20 protein-coding genes are annotated in these 16,240 nt (G+C 69.9%); 12 read left to right on the forward strand and 8 right to left on the reverse strand.

Annotation, left to right across the window (positions count from 1 at the left end; translation table 11 throughout):
- Positions 1-59 precede the first annotated feature (59 nt).
- The 7 genes from kdsA (at position 60) to truD (ending at position 5,302) form a co-directional block, all read left to right on the forward strand.
- Complete coding sequence (gene kdsA / locus AC1PLR_RS08725; protein WP_019799957.1) at positions 60-890, forward strand: 3-deoxy-8-phosphooctulonate synthase; 831 nt, start codon at positions 60-62, stop codon at positions 888-890.
- Positions 891-897: 7 nt separating this feature from the next.
- Positions 898-1,227: a hypothetical protein gene (locus tag AC1PLR_RS08730; protein WP_481103291.1), complete on the forward strand. Its 330-nt coding sequence runs from the start codon at positions 898-900 to the stop codon at positions 1,225-1,227.
- A 99-nt stretch (positions 1,228-1,326) separates the two neighbouring features.
- Positions 1,327-2,619, forward strand: a complete 1,293-nt coding sequence (gene eno / locus AC1PLR_RS08735; protein WP_043095786.1) for a phosphopyruvate hydratase — start codon at positions 1,327-1,329, stop codon at positions 2,617-2,619.
- Positions 2,620-2,622: 3 nt separating this feature from the next.
- Positions 2,623-2,982 (forward strand): cell division protein FtsB, encoded by a 360-nt coding sequence (gene ftsB, locus AC1PLR_RS08740; RefSeq protein WP_010343433.1) that lies wholly within the window; start codon positions 2,623-2,625, stop codon positions 2,980-2,982.
- Positions 2,982-3,683 (forward strand): 2-C-methyl-D-erythritol 4-phosphate cytidylyltransferase, encoded by a 702-nt coding sequence (gene ispD / locus AC1PLR_RS08745; RefSeq protein ID WP_481103292.1) that lies wholly within the window; start codon positions 2,982-2,984, stop codon positions 3,681-3,683. The genes ftsB and ispD overlap by 1 nt, the downstream gene beginning before the upstream one ends.
- An 81-nt stretch (positions 3,684-3,764) precedes the next feature.
- Positions 3,765-4,256, forward strand: a complete 492-nt coding sequence (gene ispF / locus AC1PLR_RS08750) for a 2-C-methyl-D-erythritol 2,4-cyclodiphosphate synthase (RefSeq protein WP_481103293.1) — start codon at positions 3,765-3,767, stop codon at positions 4,254-4,256.
- Between the two features lie 44 nt (positions 4,257-4,300).
- Positions 4,301-5,302: a tRNA pseudouridine(13) synthase TruD gene (gene truD / locus AC1PLR_RS08755; protein WP_481103562.1), complete on the forward strand. Its 1,002-nt coding sequence runs from the start codon at positions 4,301-4,303 to the stop codon at positions 5,300-5,302.
- A 34-nt stretch (positions 5,303-5,336) separates the two neighbouring features.
- Here truD and AC1PLR_RS08760 read toward each other — a convergent pair whose 3' ends face one another.
- The 6 genes from AC1PLR_RS08760 to AC1PLR_RS08785 form a co-directional block, all read right to left on the reverse strand.
- Positions 5,337-7,706: a TonB-dependent siderophore receptor gene (locus tag AC1PLR_RS08760; protein WP_481103294.1), complete on the reverse strand. Its 2,370-nt coding sequence runs from the start codon at positions 7,704-7,706 to the stop codon at positions 5,337-5,339.
- A 133-nt stretch (positions 7,707-7,839) separates the two neighbouring features.
- Complete coding sequence (locus AC1PLR_RS08765) at positions 7,840-8,808, reverse strand: FecR family protein (RefSeq protein WP_481103295.1); 969 nt, start codon at positions 8,806-8,808, stop codon at positions 7,840-7,842.
- Entirely contained in the window at positions 8,808-9,356 is a 549-nt protein-coding gene (locus AC1PLR_RS08770; protein ID WP_481103296.1) for an RNA polymerase sigma factor, read from the reverse strand. Before AC1PLR_RS08770 ends, AC1PLR_RS08765 begins: the two co-directional genes overlap by 1 nt.
- A 48-nt stretch (positions 9,357-9,404) precedes the next feature.
- Complete coding sequence (locus AC1PLR_RS08775; protein WP_481103297.1) at positions 9,405-10,472, reverse strand: VirK/YbjX family protein; 1,068 nt, start codon at positions 10,470-10,472, stop codon at positions 9,405-9,407.
- Positions 10,473-10,830: 358 nt separating this feature from the next.
- On the reverse strand, positions 10,831-11,364 hold the full coding sequence (locus AC1PLR_RS08780) for a Smr/MutS family protein (RefSeq protein WP_209029074.1): 534 nt from the start codon (positions 11,362-11,364) through the stop codon (positions 10,831-10,833).
- A 9-nt stretch (positions 11,365-11,373) separates the two neighbouring features.
- Positions 11,374-11,571, reverse strand: coding sequence for a hypothetical protein (locus AC1PLR_RS08785; protein WP_481103298.1), 198 nt, complete (start codon positions 11,569-11,571; stop codon positions 11,374-11,376).
- Here AC1PLR_RS08785 and surE point away from each other — a divergent pair.
- The 4 genes from surE to AC1PLR_RS08805 are packed head-to-tail and all read left to right on the forward strand — an operon-like array spanning position 11,570 to position 14,451.
- Complete coding sequence (gene surE, locus AC1PLR_RS08790; protein ID WP_481103299.1) at positions 11,570-12,349, forward strand: 5'/3'-nucleotidase SurE; 780 nt, start codon at positions 11,570-11,572, stop codon at positions 12,347-12,349. The genes AC1PLR_RS08785 and surE overlap by 2 nt on opposite strands.
- A complete protein-coding gene (locus tag AC1PLR_RS08795) occupies positions 12,346-13,023 on the forward strand; it encodes a protein-L-isoaspartate(D-aspartate) O-methyltransferase (RefSeq protein ID WP_481103300.1) in 678 nt (225 codons plus the stop codon). Before surE ends, AC1PLR_RS08795 begins: the two co-directional genes overlap by 4 nt.
- Before the next feature lie 19 nt (positions 13,024-13,042).
- Positions 13,043-13,657: a YqaA family protein gene (locus AC1PLR_RS08800; RefSeq protein WP_481103301.1), complete on the forward strand. Its 615-nt coding sequence runs from the start codon at positions 13,043-13,045 to the stop codon at positions 13,655-13,657.
- Entirely contained in the window at positions 13,654-14,451 is a 798-nt protein-coding gene (locus tag AC1PLR_RS08805) for a peptidoglycan DD-metalloendopeptidase family protein (RefSeq protein ID WP_481103302.1), read from the forward strand. Before AC1PLR_RS08800 ends, AC1PLR_RS08805 begins: the two co-directional genes overlap by 4 nt.
- 325 nt (positions 14,452-14,776) lie before the next feature.
- On the opposite strand, the gene AC1PLR_RS08810 is transcribed toward AC1PLR_RS08805, so the two are convergent.
- Entirely contained in the window at positions 14,777-15,151 is a 375-nt protein-coding gene (locus AC1PLR_RS08810; protein ID WP_371182457.1) for an Mth938-like domain-containing protein, read from the reverse strand.
- A gap of 19 nt (positions 15,152-15,170) precedes the next feature.
- Positions 15,171-15,476 (reverse strand): ribosome assembly RNA-binding protein YhbY, encoded by a 306-nt coding sequence (gene yhbY, locus AC1PLR_RS08815; RefSeq protein WP_010341321.1) that lies wholly within the window; start codon positions 15,474-15,476, stop codon positions 15,171-15,173.
- Positions 15,477-15,542: 66 nt separating this feature from the next.
- Between yhbY and rlmE the strand changes: the two genes are divergently transcribed.
- Positions 15,543-16,175: a 23S rRNA (uridine(2552)-2'-O)-methyltransferase RlmE gene (gene rlmE / locus AC1PLR_RS08820; protein ID WP_017910618.1), complete on the forward strand. Its 633-nt coding sequence runs from the start codon at positions 15,543-15,545 to the stop codon at positions 16,173-16,175.
- Positions 16,176-16,240: the final 65 nt, after the last annotated feature.

Here is a 16,240-nt window from a genome sequence, read left to right on the forward strand (position 1 = left end):
GTAACCTCGCCAAACATCTCGTGCCCGAACGGAACGAGGCTCAACCGATAGGTGATCCAATGAAACTGTGTGGCTTCGACGTCGGCCTGGACCAGCCGCTGTTCCTGATCGCCGGCCCGTGCGTGATCGAGTCGATGCAACTGCAGCTCGACGTCGCCGGCAGGCTCAAGGAGATCACCGGCCGGCTGGGCATCAACTTCATCTTCAAGTCCAGCTTCGACAAGGCCAACCGCACCTCCGGCACCAGCTTCCGAGGCCCCGGCCTGGAAGAAGGGCTGAAGGTGCTGGAGGCGGTGAAGACCCAGATCGGCGTGCCGGTGCTGACCGACGTGCACGAGTACACGCCCATGCACGAGGTGGCGGCGGTGGTGGACGTGCTGCAGACCCCGGCGTTCCTGGTGCGGCAGACCGATTTCATCAGGAACGTGTGCGCCGCCGGCAAGCCGGTCAACATCAAGAAGGGCCAGTTCCTGTCGCCGTGGGACATGAAGCCGGTGGTGGAGAAGGCCAAGTCCACCGGCAACGAGCAGATCATGGTCTGCGAGCGCGGCGCCAGCTTCGGCTACAACAACCTGGTCAGCGACATGCGCTCGCTGAGCGTGATGCGCGAGACCGGCTGCCCGGTGGTGTTCGACGCCACCCATTCGGTGCAGTTGCCGGGCGGGCAGGGCGGCAGTTCCGGCGGCCAGCGCGAGTTCGTGCCGGTGCTGGCGCGCGCGGCGGTGGCGGTGGGCGTGGCCGGCGTGTTCGCCGAGACCCATCCGGATCCGTCCAAGGCGCTGTCCGATGGCCCCAACGCGTGGCCGCTGGATCAGATGGAAGCGCTGCTGGAAACGCTGATGGAGCTGGACGCGGTCACCAAGAAGCACGGGTTCTCGCGCTTCGCCTGAGGTGCGCATGGCGTCGACCTCGTCGCCTCGCTGCGGCCGGTCGTGGGGCCTGGCCGCTTTGCTGTTGGCGCTGCTGGCCTGGCTCGCCCTGGTCGGCACGGTCCTGTCCTTCCTCGCCAGCATCGGCGTGCCCGGCGATGGCGACAACGCTATCCGGGCCATGCGCCCGTGGATCCTCACCTCGCTGGGCGTGCTGGCGGTCTCCGCACCGGGCGGGCTGCTCGCCGCGGTGCAGGGCTGGCGATTGCGGCGGGGACGCGTCTGTGCGGTCATCGCGGCCGCGCTGCTGGCGCTGCTGCTGATCGCGGCGATCCCCCTGTCCGCGATCCTCCGCTGAGCCGCGTTATCGGCGTGATTTGGCAAGTGATGGGCCGGCGGGGATAATCATGCGGCATTCGTTCCCCGCCCCCTCTCCTGACAGGTAACCGGCCCGCCCATGAGTACGATCCGCAGCATCCACGCCCGTGAAATCCTCGACAGCCGCGGCAATCCCACGCTGGAAGCCGATGTCATTCTGGAGGACGGTTCGTTCGGTCGTGCCGCGGTGCCCTCGGGCGCGTCCACCGGCACCAAGGAAGCGGTCGAGCTGCGCGACGGCGACAAGACCCGCTACCTGGGCAAGGGCGTGCGCAAGGCGGTGGAAAACGTCAACACCACCATCGCCAGCGCGCTGAAGGGCTTCGACGCTGCCGACCAGCAGGGCCTGGACCGCCGCCTGATCGACCTGGACGGCACCGAGAACAAGGGCCGCCTCGGCGCCAACGCGCTGCTCGGCGTCTCGCTGGCCAACGCGCATGCCATTGCCGCCTCGCGCAAGCAGCCGCTGTGGCAGTCGCTGGCTGCGGGCAATACCGCGAACCTGGCGCTGCCGGTGCCGATGATGAACATCATCAACGGCGGCGCGCATGCCGACAACAACGTCGATTTCCAGGAATTCATGGTGCTGCCGGTCGGCGCTGCCTCGTTCTCCGAGGCGCTGCGCGCCGGTACCGAGATCTTCCATGCGCTGAAGTCGGTGCTGAAGGGCCACGGCCTGTCCACCGCGGTCGGCGACGAAGGCGGCTTTGCCCCGGACTTCCGCAGCAACGTCGAAGCGCTGGACACCATCCTCGAAGCGATCGGCAAGGCCGGCTACACCGCCGGCGAAGACGTGCTGCTGGGCCTGGACGTGGCCTCCAGCGAGTTCTACGACAACGGCAAGTACCACCTGGTGGGCGAGGGCAAGCGCCTGACCAGCGAGCAGTTCGTCGACTTCCTCGCCGACTGGGCCGCGCAGTACCCGATCGTCAGCATCGAGGACGGCCTGGCCGAGGACGACTGGGCCGGCTGGAAGCTGCTCACCGATCGCATCGGCAGCAAGGTGCAACTGGTCGGCGACGACCTGTTCGTGACCAACCCGAAGATCTTCAAGCAGGGCATCGAGTCCGGCACCGCCAACGCGATCCTGATCAAGGTCAACCAGATCGGCACCCTGACCGAGACCCTGGAAGCCATCGCCATGGCCGACAAGGCCGGCTACGCGGCCATCGTCTCGCACCGTTCCGGCGAGACCGAGGACACCACCATCGCCGACATCGCCGTGGCCACCACCGCCACCCAGATCAAGACCGGCTCGCTGTGCCGCAGCGATCGCGTGGCCAAGTACAACCAGCTGCTGCGCATCGAGGAAGCGCTGGGCAGTGCCGCGCGCTACGCCGGGCGCGACGCTTTCGTCTCGCTCAAGCGATAAGCCGTGCGCAACTGGCGCTGGCTGCTGCTGGTGCTGGCGGGACTGCTGGCGTGGCTGCAGTACCGTTTCTGGCTCGGCCCGGGCAATTCCGGCGAAGTGCTGGTGCTCGAAAGCCAGGTCGAGCACCAGAAGCGCGACAACGAAGGACTGCAGCAACGCAACGCCGCGCTCGCCGCCGAGGTCAAGGACCTCAAGGACGGCGAGGCGGCGATCGAGGAGCGCGCGCGTAGCGAACTGGGCATGATCAAGCCGGGCGAAAAGTTCTACCGCGTGGTCGAGAACGCACCGGTGTCGACGCCGGCCGGCACGGCCGCGGGCGCGCAGCCGGCGCCCGTCACCCCGGCGCCGGGCGAGCAACCCTGATGGCCACGGTCTGGGCCGTGGTCCCGGCGGCCGGCCGCGGCACCCGTTTCGGCGGCGCCACGCCCAAGCAGTATCTGCAGGCGGGCGGGCGTCCGTTGCTGGCGCATGCATTGGAAGCGTTGCTGGCGCATCCGGCGGTGGCCGGGGCGATGGTCGCGCTGGGCGCCGACGATGCGCTGTGGCCGGGCTGGACCGAACTGGCCGGCAAGCCGGTGCTGACCTGCCTGGGCGCCGGCAGCCGTGCCGGCTCGGTGCTGGCCGCGCTGCAGGCCTTGCCCGAGTCGGTGAAGGCGGACGATTTCGTGCTGGTGCACGATGCGGCGCGACCGAACCTGGCGCTGGCCGACCTGGACCGGCTGCTGGAGGCCGGGCGCGGCGATCCGGTCGGCGCGATCCTGGCCGCGCCGGTGCGCGACACGCTCAAGCGTGCCGGCGACGACGGCGGCATCGACGGCACCGAGCCGCGCGAGCGCCTGTGGCGCGCGCTGACCCCGCAGTTGTTCCGGCGGATGCAGCTGAGCCGCGCGCTGGAGCAGGCCGCCGCGGCCGGCGTGGAGGTCACCGACGACGCCATGGCGATGGAGTTGCTGGGGCTGCGGCCGCTGCTGGTGGAAGGCGCCGAAGACAATTTCAAGGTCACCACACCGGCCGACCTGGCGCGGTTCGAGTTCGAACTGTTCCAGCGCGCACGGCAGTCGTGATGCGCCTGTCGTCGGATGCGGCCGCCGCGGCGCGGCGCGTGCTCCGTCCTTTTTCATTTTTCGTGGGATGTCTCCATGCCAATGTCTGAACTTCCCCGCATCCGCATCGGCCAGGGCTACGACGTCCATGCCTTCGGCGAGGGCGACCACCTCATGCTTGGCGGCGTGCGCGTGGCGCACGAGCGCGGCGTGCTCGCCCACAGCGACGGCGATGTGGTGATCCACGCCCTGTGCGATGCCTTGCTCGGCGCGCTGGCGCTGGGCGACATCGGACAGCATTTCCCGCCGTCCGATCCGCGCTGGAAGGGCGCCGACAGCGCGCAGTTCCTCGATCATTGCGTCGGCCTGCTGCACGCGCGCGGCTGGCGCGTGGGCAATGCCGATATCACCGTGATCTGCGAACGGCCCAAGGTCGGCCCGCATGCGCAGGCGATGCGCGAACGCCTGGCGGCGCTGCTGCAGGTCGAACTGGACTGCGTCAGCGTCAAGGCCACCACCAGCGAGAAGCTGGGCTTCACCGGCCGCGGCGAGGGCATCGCGGCGCAGGCGGTGGCCTTGCTGGTGACGCTGTGAGCGAGCTGCCGCGCGCGTTCGGGCCCGCGCCCCTGCAGGCGCGCATGCGCTGCAGCGCCGAGGATTTCCAGGTCGATGAAGTGCCGGCGTTCGCGCCCAGCGGCGAAGGCGAACACCTGCTGCTGACGGTGCGCAAGCGCGGCATGAACACCGCCTTCGCCGCGCGCCGCCTGGCGCAGTGGGCCGGGGTGGCGGAACTGGCGATCGGCTATGCCGGCATGAAGGACCGGCATGCGGTCACCACCCAGCGCTTCTCGGTGCATCTGCCCAAGCGCGTGGCGCCGTCCCTGGACAGCCTGCAGGACGCGGACCTTCAGGTGTTGGAGGCGCACTGGCACAACCGCAAGCTGCCGCGCGGCGCGCTGGCCGGCAACGGCTTCGTGCTGGTGCTGCGCGAGGTGCGCGGCGAGCGCGCCGCGATCGAGGCGCGGCTGGTGCAGATCGCCGCGCGCGGGATTCCCAACTGGTTCGGCGAACAGCGCTTCGGTCGCGACGGCGGCAACGTCGGCGCCGCACTGGCGATGTTCGGCGGTCGCCGGGTGCGGCGCGAGCAGCGCTCGCTGCTGCTGTCGGCGGCCCGCTCGGAATTGTTCAACCGGGTGCTGGCCGCACGCGTGGCTGCCGGCAACTGGGACAGCGCGCTGGACGGCGAAGTGTGGATGCTCGACGGCAGCCGCAGCGTGTTCGGTCCGGAGCCCTGGTTGGAGGCGCTGGCCGAGCGCCTGCAGCGCTTCGACATCCATCCGTCGGCGCCGCTGTGGGGTGCCGGCGAACTGCGCAGCGCCGAGGCGGCGCGTGCCCTGGAACTGGCCGCACTGGACGAGGCCGTCGCGCTGCGCCTGCGCGAAGGCCTGGAGCGCGAGGGCCTGAAGCAGGAGCGCCGAGCGACCCGCCTGCGGGTGGCCGACCTGCAGTGGCGCTGGCTGGACGGGCAGGGCGACGCGCTCGAGCTGCGTTTCGCCCTGCCGCCGGGCAGCTACGCCACCGCGTTGCTGCACGAACTCGGCCAGGTCGAGGAAGCGCCGCAGGCGTCCACCGAAGCCTGAGCGTGGTCACGTCCGCCACGCCGGCCGCGAGGCCCTAGAACCGGTAGCTGCCGGTCAACAGCAGGCTGCGTCCCTCCGGCAGCGGCACGAAGGTCTCGTCGAACTCGTCGGCGTACAGTCGCCGATCGAAAACGTTGCGCATGCCCACGGTCACGCCCCAGGTCTCGGTGTGATAGGACACATTCGCGTCCACGCTGGCCTGCCCGGGAATCTTGAAATAGCCGCCGGCCAGGCAGCGGCCCAGGGTGTGATCGCGCGCGAGGATGCCGCCTACCACCCCCCAGCCGCTCCAGCGGCTGTCCTGAAATTGGTAGCTGCTCCACAGGGTGAAGCGCGTGCGCGGCACGCCGGTGGTCGGCGTGCCGTCGCGCCGGCCGATGCGGGCCAGCGCCAGGCTGCTGCTCAATTCCAGGCCGGGGGCGAGGGTGCCCACGAAATCCACGTCCAGCCCGCGGTTGCTCTGGCTGTCGATCGGCCTGGCGAAGTACGACGGGTGCGCCAGCACCAGATCGAAACTGCGGTCGACGGTGATCTGGTAGTAGGCGGCGCTGAGCCGCGCCCGGTGCTCGAACAGATCGACCTTCGCACCGACCTCCACCTGCCGCGACAACGCGGGCGGCAGCGGCCGGCCGTTCTTGCCGAGCACGGCGCTCGGCGCGAAGCCGTTCATGGTGCTGGCGTACAGCGACGCCTCGGGGGTCAGTCTGTAGACCACGCCGACGTTGGGCACCCAGCGGCGCCGGCGCAACTGGCGCAGCTTGCCCCTGGCGTCGTAGCTGGAAATCTCGTACGCCGAACGGCGCAGCGCCAGCAGCACGTCCCAGCGCTCGCCCATGCTGATCTGGTCCTGCAGCAGGATGCCGCTGCGGCTCGACCAGGGGCTGCCCGGGGAATGCCGGATGCCGCGCTGCGAACGCGGCCAGTGCACCGGACCCAGCCGCTCGTCGCCGAACACGTCGTAGCGGTTGCGGTGCATCCGGATGAAGTAATCGCTGCTGCCAAGGCGCGCGCGCGTGTAGTCCAGGCCGAGGGTCACGGTCTGCCGCAGCGGCCCGTCGCCGAAGCTGCCGACCAGGTCGTTCTGGATGGTGGAGTACGCCGTCGTATTGCGGTAGGCCTCGGCATAGGCGCGCACGATGCCGTTCTGCGACGGCGACAACATGCCCCAGTTGCGCGCGTCGACGGCCTGGGTCACGTACTGGCCGCGGCTGCGCAGTTGCCAGCGGTCGCTGAGGCGCTGATCGAACAGGTAGTAGGCGCGCTGGGTGCGGTAGGCGGTGTGGTCCTGCGGGTTGCCCAGGCGCAAGGTCCTGGGCGTCGTCGCCGACACGCGCTTGCCGAGCAGCAGCGCATGGTCGGCGGCCGGCTGGCGATCGATCACGCGCTGCACGCCGAACACCAGGCGGTTGTCGTCTCCTTGCCAGGCGATTGACGGGGCCAGGTAGGCGGCGTTGCGCGGGCCGTAGCCTTGCGCCGTGGAATCGGCATGCTGGCCGGAGACGACGAGCCGGTAGCTCAGCGGCGTGGTGCCGATCGGCCCCGTCGCATCGAGGCCGGCCTGCACGTCGCCGCGTTCGCCGAGGATGTAGCTGAGTTCACGCCTGGGCGTGCGCAGTGGTTGCTTGGTGACGACGTTGACCAGGCCGCTCATGTCGCCGCCGTCGCTGTCGCCGAGGATCGATTCCGGTCCCTTGAGCACCTCGACCCGCTCCACGCCGATCATCGGCGGATAGCCGCCGAGCCCGACGAAGCTGTTCGGCATCCCATCGGTCATGCCGTTGCCGGTGTAGATGCCGCGGATCTTGAACAGCGGCGCGCGCAACGGGTTATCGATCTGCTGCACGCTGGCCACGTTGCGCAGGGCGTCGGCGACGGTGCGCACCTGCTGAGATGCCAGCAGGTGTGGGGCGACCACGTTCACCGACTGCGGCACGGCGATGGAATCGGCGGCATAACGCAACGCGTCGCTGGCGTAGGCAGGCACGTCGCCCATGGCGTGCTCGGTCAGCGCCGCGGCGTCGACCTGTTCCAGCAGCTTGGGCGGCGTGCCGGCGCGGTGCGCATCGGCGGCGTCCGCAGGATCCACCGGCGCCGTGGCCGCAGGGGTGACCGCCACCGTGTTCGCATCGAGCATGCGGTAGGTGAGGCCACTCGATCGCAGCAGGCGCTGCAGCGCCGCGTCCGTGGTGAACACGCCTTGCAGCCCGTCGCTGCGCAACCCGGACAGGGTCGGGCTGGCGGTGAGCACCTGCACCTTGGCCTGCTTGCCGAACGCGATCAACGCCGTGGACAGCGCCTGCGGCGGGATCGAGAATACGATCTGGCGTGCATCGGACGGGAGGGGCGCGGCTGGAGCTTGGTTCCAGGTTGCGAGCGGCAGCGCCAGGCTGCCGCAGATGATCACTCGCCTCAGCCCACGCACTGCACTTCGCCCCCAGCGGAAGCGCGAATTATGCCATGCGCGCCTTTCCCCACGCGGCGCCCGGTTCGCCCGGCCGCCGCGCGCTGCTCAGGCGAAGCTGGGCGGAAGGCGTTGCCTAACGGCGGCTCAGCACGATCTCGTCCTTGCCCTGGCGTACCCGCAGCGGGAACACCTGCGGCAGGGCGTCGATCCATTGCGCGGTCGCCTGGGTGTCGACCGTACCGGTGAAGCTCAGCCGCGCCAGCTCCGGGTCGGCCAGGCGCAGCGGGCGGTCGCTGTAGCGATTGACCCTGGCGATCACCGTGTCCAGCGGCGTATCGACGAACTCCAGCCGGTGATCGCGCCAGGCAGTGGCCTGCGCCACGTCGATCTGGCTGACCTGCAGCGTGGGTCTGGCCGGATCGTAGGACACGCGTTGCCCGGCCACCGCTTCCAGGCCGCCGCTGCCGTCGGCCGGCATCTGGCCGGCGCCGTAGATGCGGACCCGGCCTTCGGTGACCGCGACCTCGACGCGCTCACCGTCGCGGCTGACATCGAAGGCGGTGCCGACGTCCAGGATCGACACGCCGCCGGCGTCGACCACGAACGGGCGCCCGGCGTGATGCGCCACTTCGAAGAAGGCCTCGCCGGCGATCAGGTCCACGTGGCGCCGCGCGGCGCTGAAGCGGGTGCTCAGCCGCGAGGCGCCGCCGAGCGCGATCTTCGATCCGTCCGCCAGCACGATGTCGTGGTGGCGGCTGATCGCGCTGCTGTAGACCTGGGTGACCGGCGGCGGGTGCAACTGCCGCCAGGCGAGGGCGCTGCCGAGCGCCAGCACGCCGATGCAGGCGGCCACCTGCAGCGGCCGCCAGCGCGAGCGCGGTGGCGCGAAGGTGCGGACCAGTTCGTCTCGCGCCGCGGGATCGAGCGTGCGCAACTCGCCGCCGAGCGCATTGATTTGCTCGAACGCCTGCAGGTGCCGCGGGTCGGCCTCCGTCCAGTCCAGCCAGCGCGCGACGGTGTCCTCGTTGCTGTCTGGTGCGCGCAGCAGGGTCCACCAGCGCGCGGCGTCGTCGAGGATGTGCTTGTCGATGCCGCTGTCCATTACGGGATCTCCGCTTCGTCGAAGCGTTTGCGGCAATGCGCGAGCGCGTTGGCCACATGGTAGCGGACCATCCGTTCGCTCACGTTCATCGCCTTGGCGATCATGCCGAAGTCCTTGCCTTCGATCACGTGCAGCACGAAGGCGCGGCTGGTCTTGGCCGGAAGTTCCTGCAGCGCCCGGGTCAGCGCGCGCAGTTGCTCGCTGGCCGTGGCGTGCCGCTCCGGAACCGGCGGCAGCGGCAGGTCGTGCTCCGGCAGCTCCACCGCCGCGTTTTCGCGGACCTTGCGCATGCGCAGCCGGTCTACCGCCAGGTTCGAGGCGACATGGAACAGGTAGGCGCGCGGCGATGTCAGCGCGTCCGGACGCTCAAGGGTCACGATGCGCATGTACGCCTCCTGGGCCACGTCCTGCGCGTCCGCCATCGAGCCGAGCTTGCACTGCAGGAAGGCGAGCAGGGCGCGGTGATGTTCCTTGAACAACGCGTCGACGTGGTGCGCATGTGCCCGCTCCGGCGACGGCGCGCCCTCGGTGTGCTCGGCCGGGCTCACGAATGCTGGTGCTCCTGCAGGGAAGCGGCCGCGGCAGTATAGCCAGGCTCACTGGCCGCCACGCGGCGCGGCGGCGCACGCGGTCGGCAGCGCGGCGGCCAGCAGGCTCTCGGCATGCGCGCGCAATGCCTCGCGGCGGCGAAACGCCGCGCGGTGCTGGCTGGGCACATCGGCCGCGGTCTTGCGCGCCGGGGTCAGTGGCAACGCGAACCAGCCATCGGCAATGGGCGTACCGCCTTGTTCGATCCAGAACGCGTCGTAGTCGGACAGGAACACGTCTCGCTTGCGCTGCAGCGGATGCGCGCCATTGCAGACGGCACGGATCGCGTTCGCGCCGAGGCGCTCGGCGAAGGTGCAGGCCAGGGACAGCATCAGTTGCTTGGGCCGCAGCCCGTGCATCTGCTTGGTGAGCGTCCGCACCACGTCGCGGGCATCGCCGCCGCTGGGACCCTGCAGGCAACCGATCAGCACGGTCGGGGAGGCGTCGTCGCCGGTCACCGTCAGCACCAGGCGGTACAACTGGCGTCCCGCCGCGTCGCTGAGCTGCAGCCACAGTTCGCCTTCGCAGCTCATCGGCGCCGGCGGCAGCAGGGACAGCGTCAGCGCGCTGCCATCGTGCAGCGGCAGCGTCCCCAGGTCCGCCTGGCCGTGTCGGTAGATGGCGTCGAACAACCCAGCCGGCAGGCGCTCGAGCATCAGGCGATAGTGCTGCCGGAGGTGGCGCAGCCGCGCCTTGCTGTCCCAGCGTGTGTTGACGAAACGGTGCAGGTGGCGCTCGAGCAGGCGCGGATCGCGCTCGGCATAGCCGCGCATCCGCGGATCGCGGCGCAGTTCGTCGAGGAAACGCAGATGCGTGGCAGGCATGCACAGCGCACGCAGCATGTACTTGGTGGCCTTGATCCCGCGCTGCACCGGGTTGCCGTGCCAGTCGGTCCGCCCCTGGAACGACGCCAGGAACAGCGGCCACCAGCGGGGCTGCGAAGCCTTGCCGCTCGGCGGGGGCGACGGTGCCGGCCGGGCCAGCCGGGCCGATGTCGACTCGAACGCTGCAGCGCTCGCGGAAACGTCCACCAGATCAGTGGGTTGCAGGAGGAATTCGGTGGTTGCGTCGGTCACGTTCGGCTCGCAGAGGGGCGGTACTCTCTGACAAGACGTTTCAGCGGGCGAAAATTGAAATGCGTGCGTACGTCAGGTGATCGCGTCCGCGCGTATGGCGTCCTGGCCTGACCGGACCTTTGCCGGGCACGCCGCAAGTGCGCGCGGCGGCACGCCGATGCACCGATGCAGGAGCGGCTTCAGCCGCGAGGGGCTTTCCCGTTCAAGCCGGTCGCGGCTGAAGCCGCTCCTACGCAGCGATGACAGATCAACGTGCGCGATGCCGGATTCGGCATAGACACGGTCCGGCGCCGGCGACCTCGGCGGCGGGTGGATCTCCTATGGACCCCCGCGCCACTGTGCCCGTGGCTATCGCGGCTCAGCGCCGCGCCAGCAGCACCAGCATCGCACCGGTGCCGCCTTGCGCGGTCGGCGCCGAATGGAAGGCCAGCACGTCGTTGCGCTGGCGCAGCAGGCGGTCCACCAGATTCTTCAGCAGCGGCACGCCGCCGGATTGCAGGCCCTTGCCATGGACGATCCGCACGCAGCCGAACTCGTGCGCGTGCGCTTCGGCCAGGAACTGGCGCAGCAGCGTCTCGGCCTGGGCGGCGGTGGCGCCGTGCAGGTCCAGCTCGTCCTGGGCCGAGAACTGGCCCTTGCGCAGGCGCTGGAACACCCGCGCCGGCAGATGCTCGCGGCGGTAGCTGGCCACGTCGCCGGCTTCCAGCGGCGCGCTCTGGCGGAGCAATTGCTGGAACTCGCCTTGCGCCTCGGCGTCGTCGCGTTCGGCCATGCGTGCGCGCGGCTTGGGGCGCGGCTTGGGGTTGGCCGGCGGCGTCGCATTGAGCGGGGCCACCTTGCCGATGGCCGCACGGAACAGGGCAGCGGGGTCTTCGTCGTCGGAATGCGCCATGCGCACAGCTTAGAGCGTGCGGCGTGGTTTGAGGTGAGTGCGGGTGTCGCTGGCAGCGCCTGCGCCATGGATCGCGGTCACGCTGATTGCCAAGGACAGCGCCGCTGTTGGCTGCCGCGCGAAGGCCGCTACCGCGATCGTCGGCGCGCCGTCAGCGACCTGGCCGGACGCATCCGGTATCATGCCCCGGTTTTCGAGGAGCACCATGCGCGTATTAGTGAGCAACGACGACGGCGTCGACGCCCCCGGCATCCGCATGCTGGCCGAGCAGTTGCGCGGCGCCGGCCACGAGGTGACGGTGGTCGCACCCGACCGCGACCGGTCCGGCGCCAGCAATTCGCTGACCCTGGATCTGCCGATCCGGCTCAAGCGCATCGACCACTACACCTGCAGCGTCGCCGGCACGCCCACCGACTGCGTGCATCTGGCGCTCACCGGCATGCTGGAGTTCGACCCGGACATCGTGGTCTCCGGCATCAACAATTCCGCCAATCTCGGCGACGACGTGATCTATTCCGGTACCGTCTCGGCGGCGATGGAAGGCCGCTTCCTCGGCCTGCCCGCGGTGGCGGTGTCGCTGGTCAGCCACAACCACGATCCCAGGCATTTCCAGACCGCCGCACGCGCCGCGGTGGAGATCGTGGCCCAGCTCAAGGCCGATCCGCTGCCGGCCGACACCATCCTCAACGTCAACGTGCCCGACCTGCCGTGGCAGGAGATCAAGGGCTTCGAGGTCACCCGGCTCGGCAACCGCCACCGCTCCGAACCGTGCCTGCCGCAGACCGACCCGCGCGGCGCCACCGTGTACTGGATCGGCCCGGCCGGGCGCGAGCAGGACGCCGGCCCCGGCACCGATTTCCATGCGGTGCGCACCGGCTTCATCTCGATCACCCCGATCCAGGTAGATCTGACCCGCTATCAGGCGTTGGAAAAGGTCGCCAGCTGGGTCGGCGGCCTCACCGCCGCGCTGGACCGCCCGGCATGACCCCGCGGTTGCGCCTGCAGCCGGAAGCGATCGGCATCGGCATGACCTCGCAGCGCGTGCGCGACCGCCTGGTCGAGCGCCTGCGCGAAGCCGGCATCCGCGACGAGAGCGTGCTCAACGCGGTGCGCACCGTGCCGCGGCATCTGTTCATCGACGAGGCGCTGGCCTCGCGCGCCTACGAGGACACCGCGCTGCCGATCGGCCACGGCCAGACCATCTCGCAGCCGTGGGTGGTGGCGCGCATGACCGAGACGGTGCTGGAAGCGGCGCCGAAGAAAGTGCTGGAAGTGGGCACCGGCTCCGGCTACCAGGCGGCGATCCTGGCCGCGCTGGGCCTGGAAGTGCATACCGTCGAGCGTATCGGCGACCTGCTGCGGCAGGCGCGCAAGCGTTTCCGCCAGCTCGGCATGAACGTGCGCAGCAAGCACGACGACGGCCGCATCGGCTGGCCCGAGCACGGCCCCTTCGATGCGATCGTGGTCACCGCCGCGGCGCCGGCGCTGATCGATGCGCTGGTCGAGCAGTTGGCCCCGGGCGGTTGCCTGGTGGCGCCGGTCGGCGGCCCGTCCGCGCAATCGCTGATCCGCCTGCGCCGCGCGGCCGACGGCCAGATCGAACAAGACGTCCTGGCGCCGGTGACCTTCGTCCCGTTGCTGTCGGGCATGCTGGATTGACCTTTCGGAGCCTCGCTGGATGAAGATTTTCGGGCCGTTGTACGAACGTGCCATCGGCTGGTCGCGGCATCGCCGCGCGCCGGCGCTGCTGACCGGGCTCAGTTTCGCCGAGGCCATCGTGTTCCCGGTGCCGCCGGAAGTGATGCTGGCGCCGATGTCGCTGGCGCAGCCGCGGCGCGCGCTGTGGTTCGCCACGCTGAGCCTGCTCGGCTCCCTGGCTGGCGCGCTGATCGGCTACCTGCTCGGGCATTTCGCCTTCGCCGCGGTGCAGCCGCTGATCGAATGGCTGGGCTGGACGCAGAAGATCGACGCCCAGGTCAGCCATCTGCGCGAGGTCATCGCCGAGTCGCCGTGGCGCGCGTTCTGGCTGTTGGTGCTGGCCGGTTTCACCCCGATTCCGCTAAAGATATTCACCTGGGCCTCAGGCATCGTCGGGGTGCCGCTGCTACCGTTCCTGGCGAGCATGCTGGTGGGACGCGGCAAGCGCGTGTACCTGGTGGCCGGGGCGATCCGCCTCGGCGGGCCGCGCGCGGAAGCCGCGTTGCGCCGCTGGATCGAGCCGCTCGGCTGGGTCGCCTCGGCGATCCTAGCGCTGCTGGTGTTGTGGGTCATATGGAGAGCCAAGTTCGGATGAGCGTCGATCGGGTGGTGCGGAACGGCCTGCGGTGCGGCCTGGGTGTGCTGGTGGCGGTGGCGCTTGGCGCCTGCAGCAGCGCCACGGTGGTGCGCACGCCGGGCGGCGCGCCGGTGCGAGGCACCGCTGCCGCCTCGGCGCCGCGCGTGTCCGTGCCCAAGCCCGGGGTCAGCGCTACCGTGCGCCGCGGCGACACGCTGTACGCGATCGCCCGCGCCAACAACATCACCCCGCAGGACCTGGCGGGCTGGAACGGCCTGCAGCCGCCGTACACGATCTACCCGGGGCAATCGCTGCGGTTGTACCCGCCTGGCGGCACGGTCGCCGCACGGCCCGGCGCTGGCCCTGTCGTGCCGCCGCCGTCCGGTGCCGGCTCTGTCGCGCGGCCTCCGGTCGCGCCGGCGCCGACACCGGTCAGCAGCGGCTTCTCCTGGCGCTGGCCGGCCGATGGCGTAGTGGTCAGCCGCTTCGTCAGCGGCGAAACCACCAAGCAGGGTGTGGACATCGCCGGCAGCAACGGCGAGGCGGTGCGGGCCGCCGCCGATGGCGTGGTGGTGTATTCCGGCGCCGGCCTGGTCGGCTATGGCGAACTGATCATCGTCAAGCACAACGAACAGTGGCTGTCGGCCTACGGCCACAACCGCAAGCGCCTGGTCAACGAAGGCCAGAACGTCAAGGCCGGCCAGCAGATCGCCGAGATGGGCCACAGCGGCGCGGCGCGCGACATGTTGCACTTCGAGATCCGCTACAACGGCAAGCCGGTCGACCCGCTGCTGTATCTTCCGCCGAAGTAACCGGTTGCGTCGTCGCGTGGGCGGATCCCCGGCCCGGCGCAGCGCGCCGGGCGTTCGCCATCGGCGCGGTCGGGTGGATCGCAAGCGCCGCCGGTTCCCCCGTTGCGCGACCGGGTAAGCATGTTTTTGTGGGAGGGGCTTTAGCCCCGACGCGCTGTGCTCGAATCGCGCAGCGGACGCCGCGCAGCGATCTGCCAGGACCAATAGAAAATGAGGCGGCTTCCCGGCCGCGATCGCCTGGCGCCGGAGGCGCGCAGAGGCTGCTGTTGAGGTCGCTGCAGGTCAACGGCCCTGGAGGTCGCCGCGCCGGCCAACGAAACCTGGCTCAGCCTTCGAGCAGGAACCCGACCGCCACGCGCCGGCCTTCGGCGGCCAGCACGTTGTAGGTGCGCGCCGCGGCGGCATTGCTCATCACTTCGATGCCGATGCCGCGGGTCAGGAACAGCGCCATCACCGCCGCGGCGGGAAACACCTGGCGTTCGCCGGTTCCGAGGATCACCAGGGCCGGGTTGAGGTCCAGCAGCGGTTGCAGATGCTGCGGCTGCAGGTCGCCGGCCAGCGGTGCCTGCCAGTCCTCGACCAGGGTGTCCGGGGCGAGGATGAAGCTGCGGGTCAGCAGCCGGTCGTTCACCTTGGCCTGGCGGCCGTCGGCCATGCGCAGGGCGTAGGCGTAGTCGGGCAGGTCCTGGGTCAGTTGCATGGGATCACCGGGAGCGCGCTCAGGCGCGCGGCAGCACGATCTGCCGGTCTTCCTTGGCCGGGCGATACAGGATCGCGGTATGGCCGATGCGCTGCACCAGCACGCTGTGCGATTGCTCCACCAGGCTGCCGATGGCGGCGTCGCGGGCCTCGCGGTCGTCGCCGCCGACCTTCACCTTGACCAGTTCGTGGCGCTCCAGCACCTCGTCCAGTTCGGCCAGGAAGGCCGGGGTGACGCCCTTGCTGCCGATCTGCAGCAAGGGTTTGAGGTCGTGGGCCAGGCCGCGCAGGAAGCGGTTCTGGGCCGAGGTCAGGCTGATCGACATGCAGGTGGGAGCAGGGTTGGCAAGGGCGATCAGGGTATCATGGCCGCCCCTCCCGACCGCGCGTCCATGGCCACCCGCAGCAAAAGCAGCCAACGCTGGCTCCGCGAACATTTCGCCGACCCCTTCGTGAAGAAGGCCCAGGCCGAAGGCATGCGCTCGCGCGCGGCCTACAAGCTGGAGGAACTGCTGCAGCGCGACAGGCTGCTCAAGCCGGACATGGTAGTGGTCGACCTCGGCGCCGCCCCGGGCGGCTGGTCGCAGCAGGTGCGCAAGTCGATGGGCGACCGCGGCCGGGTGCTGGCCCTGGACATCCTGGAGATGCCGCCGCTGGCCGGCGTGGAGTTCCTTCACGGTGACTTCAGGGAAGACGCGGTGCTATCGCAGTTCGAGGCCATGCTGGGCGACACCCCGGTAGACCTTGTGCTGTCGGATATGGCCCCCAATAAGAGCGGAATGGACGCGGTCGACCAGCCGCGGATGATGCATCTGGCGGAATTGGCGATGGCGTTCGCCGACAGCCACCTGAAGCCGAACGGCGCGTTCCTGATCAAGCTGTTCCAGGGCGTGGGGTTCGACGACTACATCCGCGACATGCGCCGCCGCTATGAGAAGGTGACCATCCGCAAGCCGGCCGCGTCGCGCAAGCGCTCGCCGGAGGTCTACGCCCTCGGACAGGGCAAGCGCGCCCAGATCAAGTAAGCTGAACGCAAGGCTGAATCCGCAATGCCACGCATCGAGACAGAGTTGAAGGGACACCGGAGCCA

This window comes from Xanthomonas sp. NCPPB 3570, assembly GCF_056725115.1.

Coding starts and splice junctions, on each gene's coding strand:
- kdsA (WP_019799957.1), top strand. CDS start 60: ATGAAACTGTGTGGCTTCGACGTCGGCCTGGACCAGCCGCTGTTCCTG.
- AC1PLR_RS08730 (WP_481103291.1), top strand. CDS start 898: ATGGCGTCGACCTCGTCGCCTCGCTGCGGCCGGTCGTGGGGCCTGGCC.
- eno (WP_043095786.1), top strand. CDS start 1,327: ATGAGTACGATCCGCAGCATCCACGCCCGTGAAATCCTCGACAGCCGC.
- ispD (WP_481103292.1), top strand. CDS start 2,982: ATGGCCACGGTCTGGGCCGTGGTCCCGGCGGCCGGCCGCGGCACCCGT.
- ispF (WP_481103293.1), top strand. CDS start 3,765: ATGTCTGAACTTCCCCGCATCCGCATCGGCCAGGGCTACGACGTCCAT.
- truD (WP_481103562.1), top strand. CDS start 4,301: ATGCGCTGCAGCGCCGAGGATTTCCAGGTCGATGAAGTGCCGGCGTTC.
- AC1PLR_RS08765 (WP_481103295.1), bottom strand. CDS start 8,808: ATGGACAGCGGCATCGACAAGCACATCCTCGACGACGCCGCGCGCTGG.
- AC1PLR_RS08780 (WP_209029074.1), bottom strand. CDS start 11,364: ATGGCGCATTCCGACGACGAAGACCCCGCTGCCCTGTTCCGTGCGGCC.
- surE (WP_481103299.1), top strand. CDS start 11,570: ATGCGCGTATTAGTGAGCAACGACGACGGCGTCGACGCCCCCGGCATC.
- AC1PLR_RS08785 (WP_481103298.1), bottom strand. CDS start 11,571: ATGGTGCTCCTCGAAAACCGGGGCATGATACCGGATGCGTCCGGCCAG.
- AC1PLR_RS08795 (WP_481103300.1), top strand. CDS start 12,346: ATGACCCCGCGGTTGCGCCTGCAGCCGGAAGCGATCGGCATCGGCATG.
- AC1PLR_RS08800 (WP_481103301.1), top strand. CDS start 13,043: ATGAAGATTTTCGGGCCGTTGTACGAACGTGCCATCGGCTGGTCGCGG.
- AC1PLR_RS08805 (WP_481103302.1), top strand. CDS start 13,654: ATGAGCGTCGATCGGGTGGTGCGGAACGGCCTGCGGTGCGGCCTGGGT.
- AC1PLR_RS08810 (WP_371182457.1), bottom strand. CDS start 15,151: ATGCAACTGACCCAGGACCTGCCCGACTACGCCTACGCCCTGCGCATG.
- yhbY (WP_010341321.1), bottom strand. CDS start 15,476: ATGTCGATCAGCCTGACCTCGGCCCAGAACCGCTTCCTGCGCGGCCTG.
- rlmE (WP_017910618.1), top strand. CDS start 15,543: ATGGCCACCCGCAGCAAAAGCAGCCAACGCTGGCTCCGCGAACATTTC.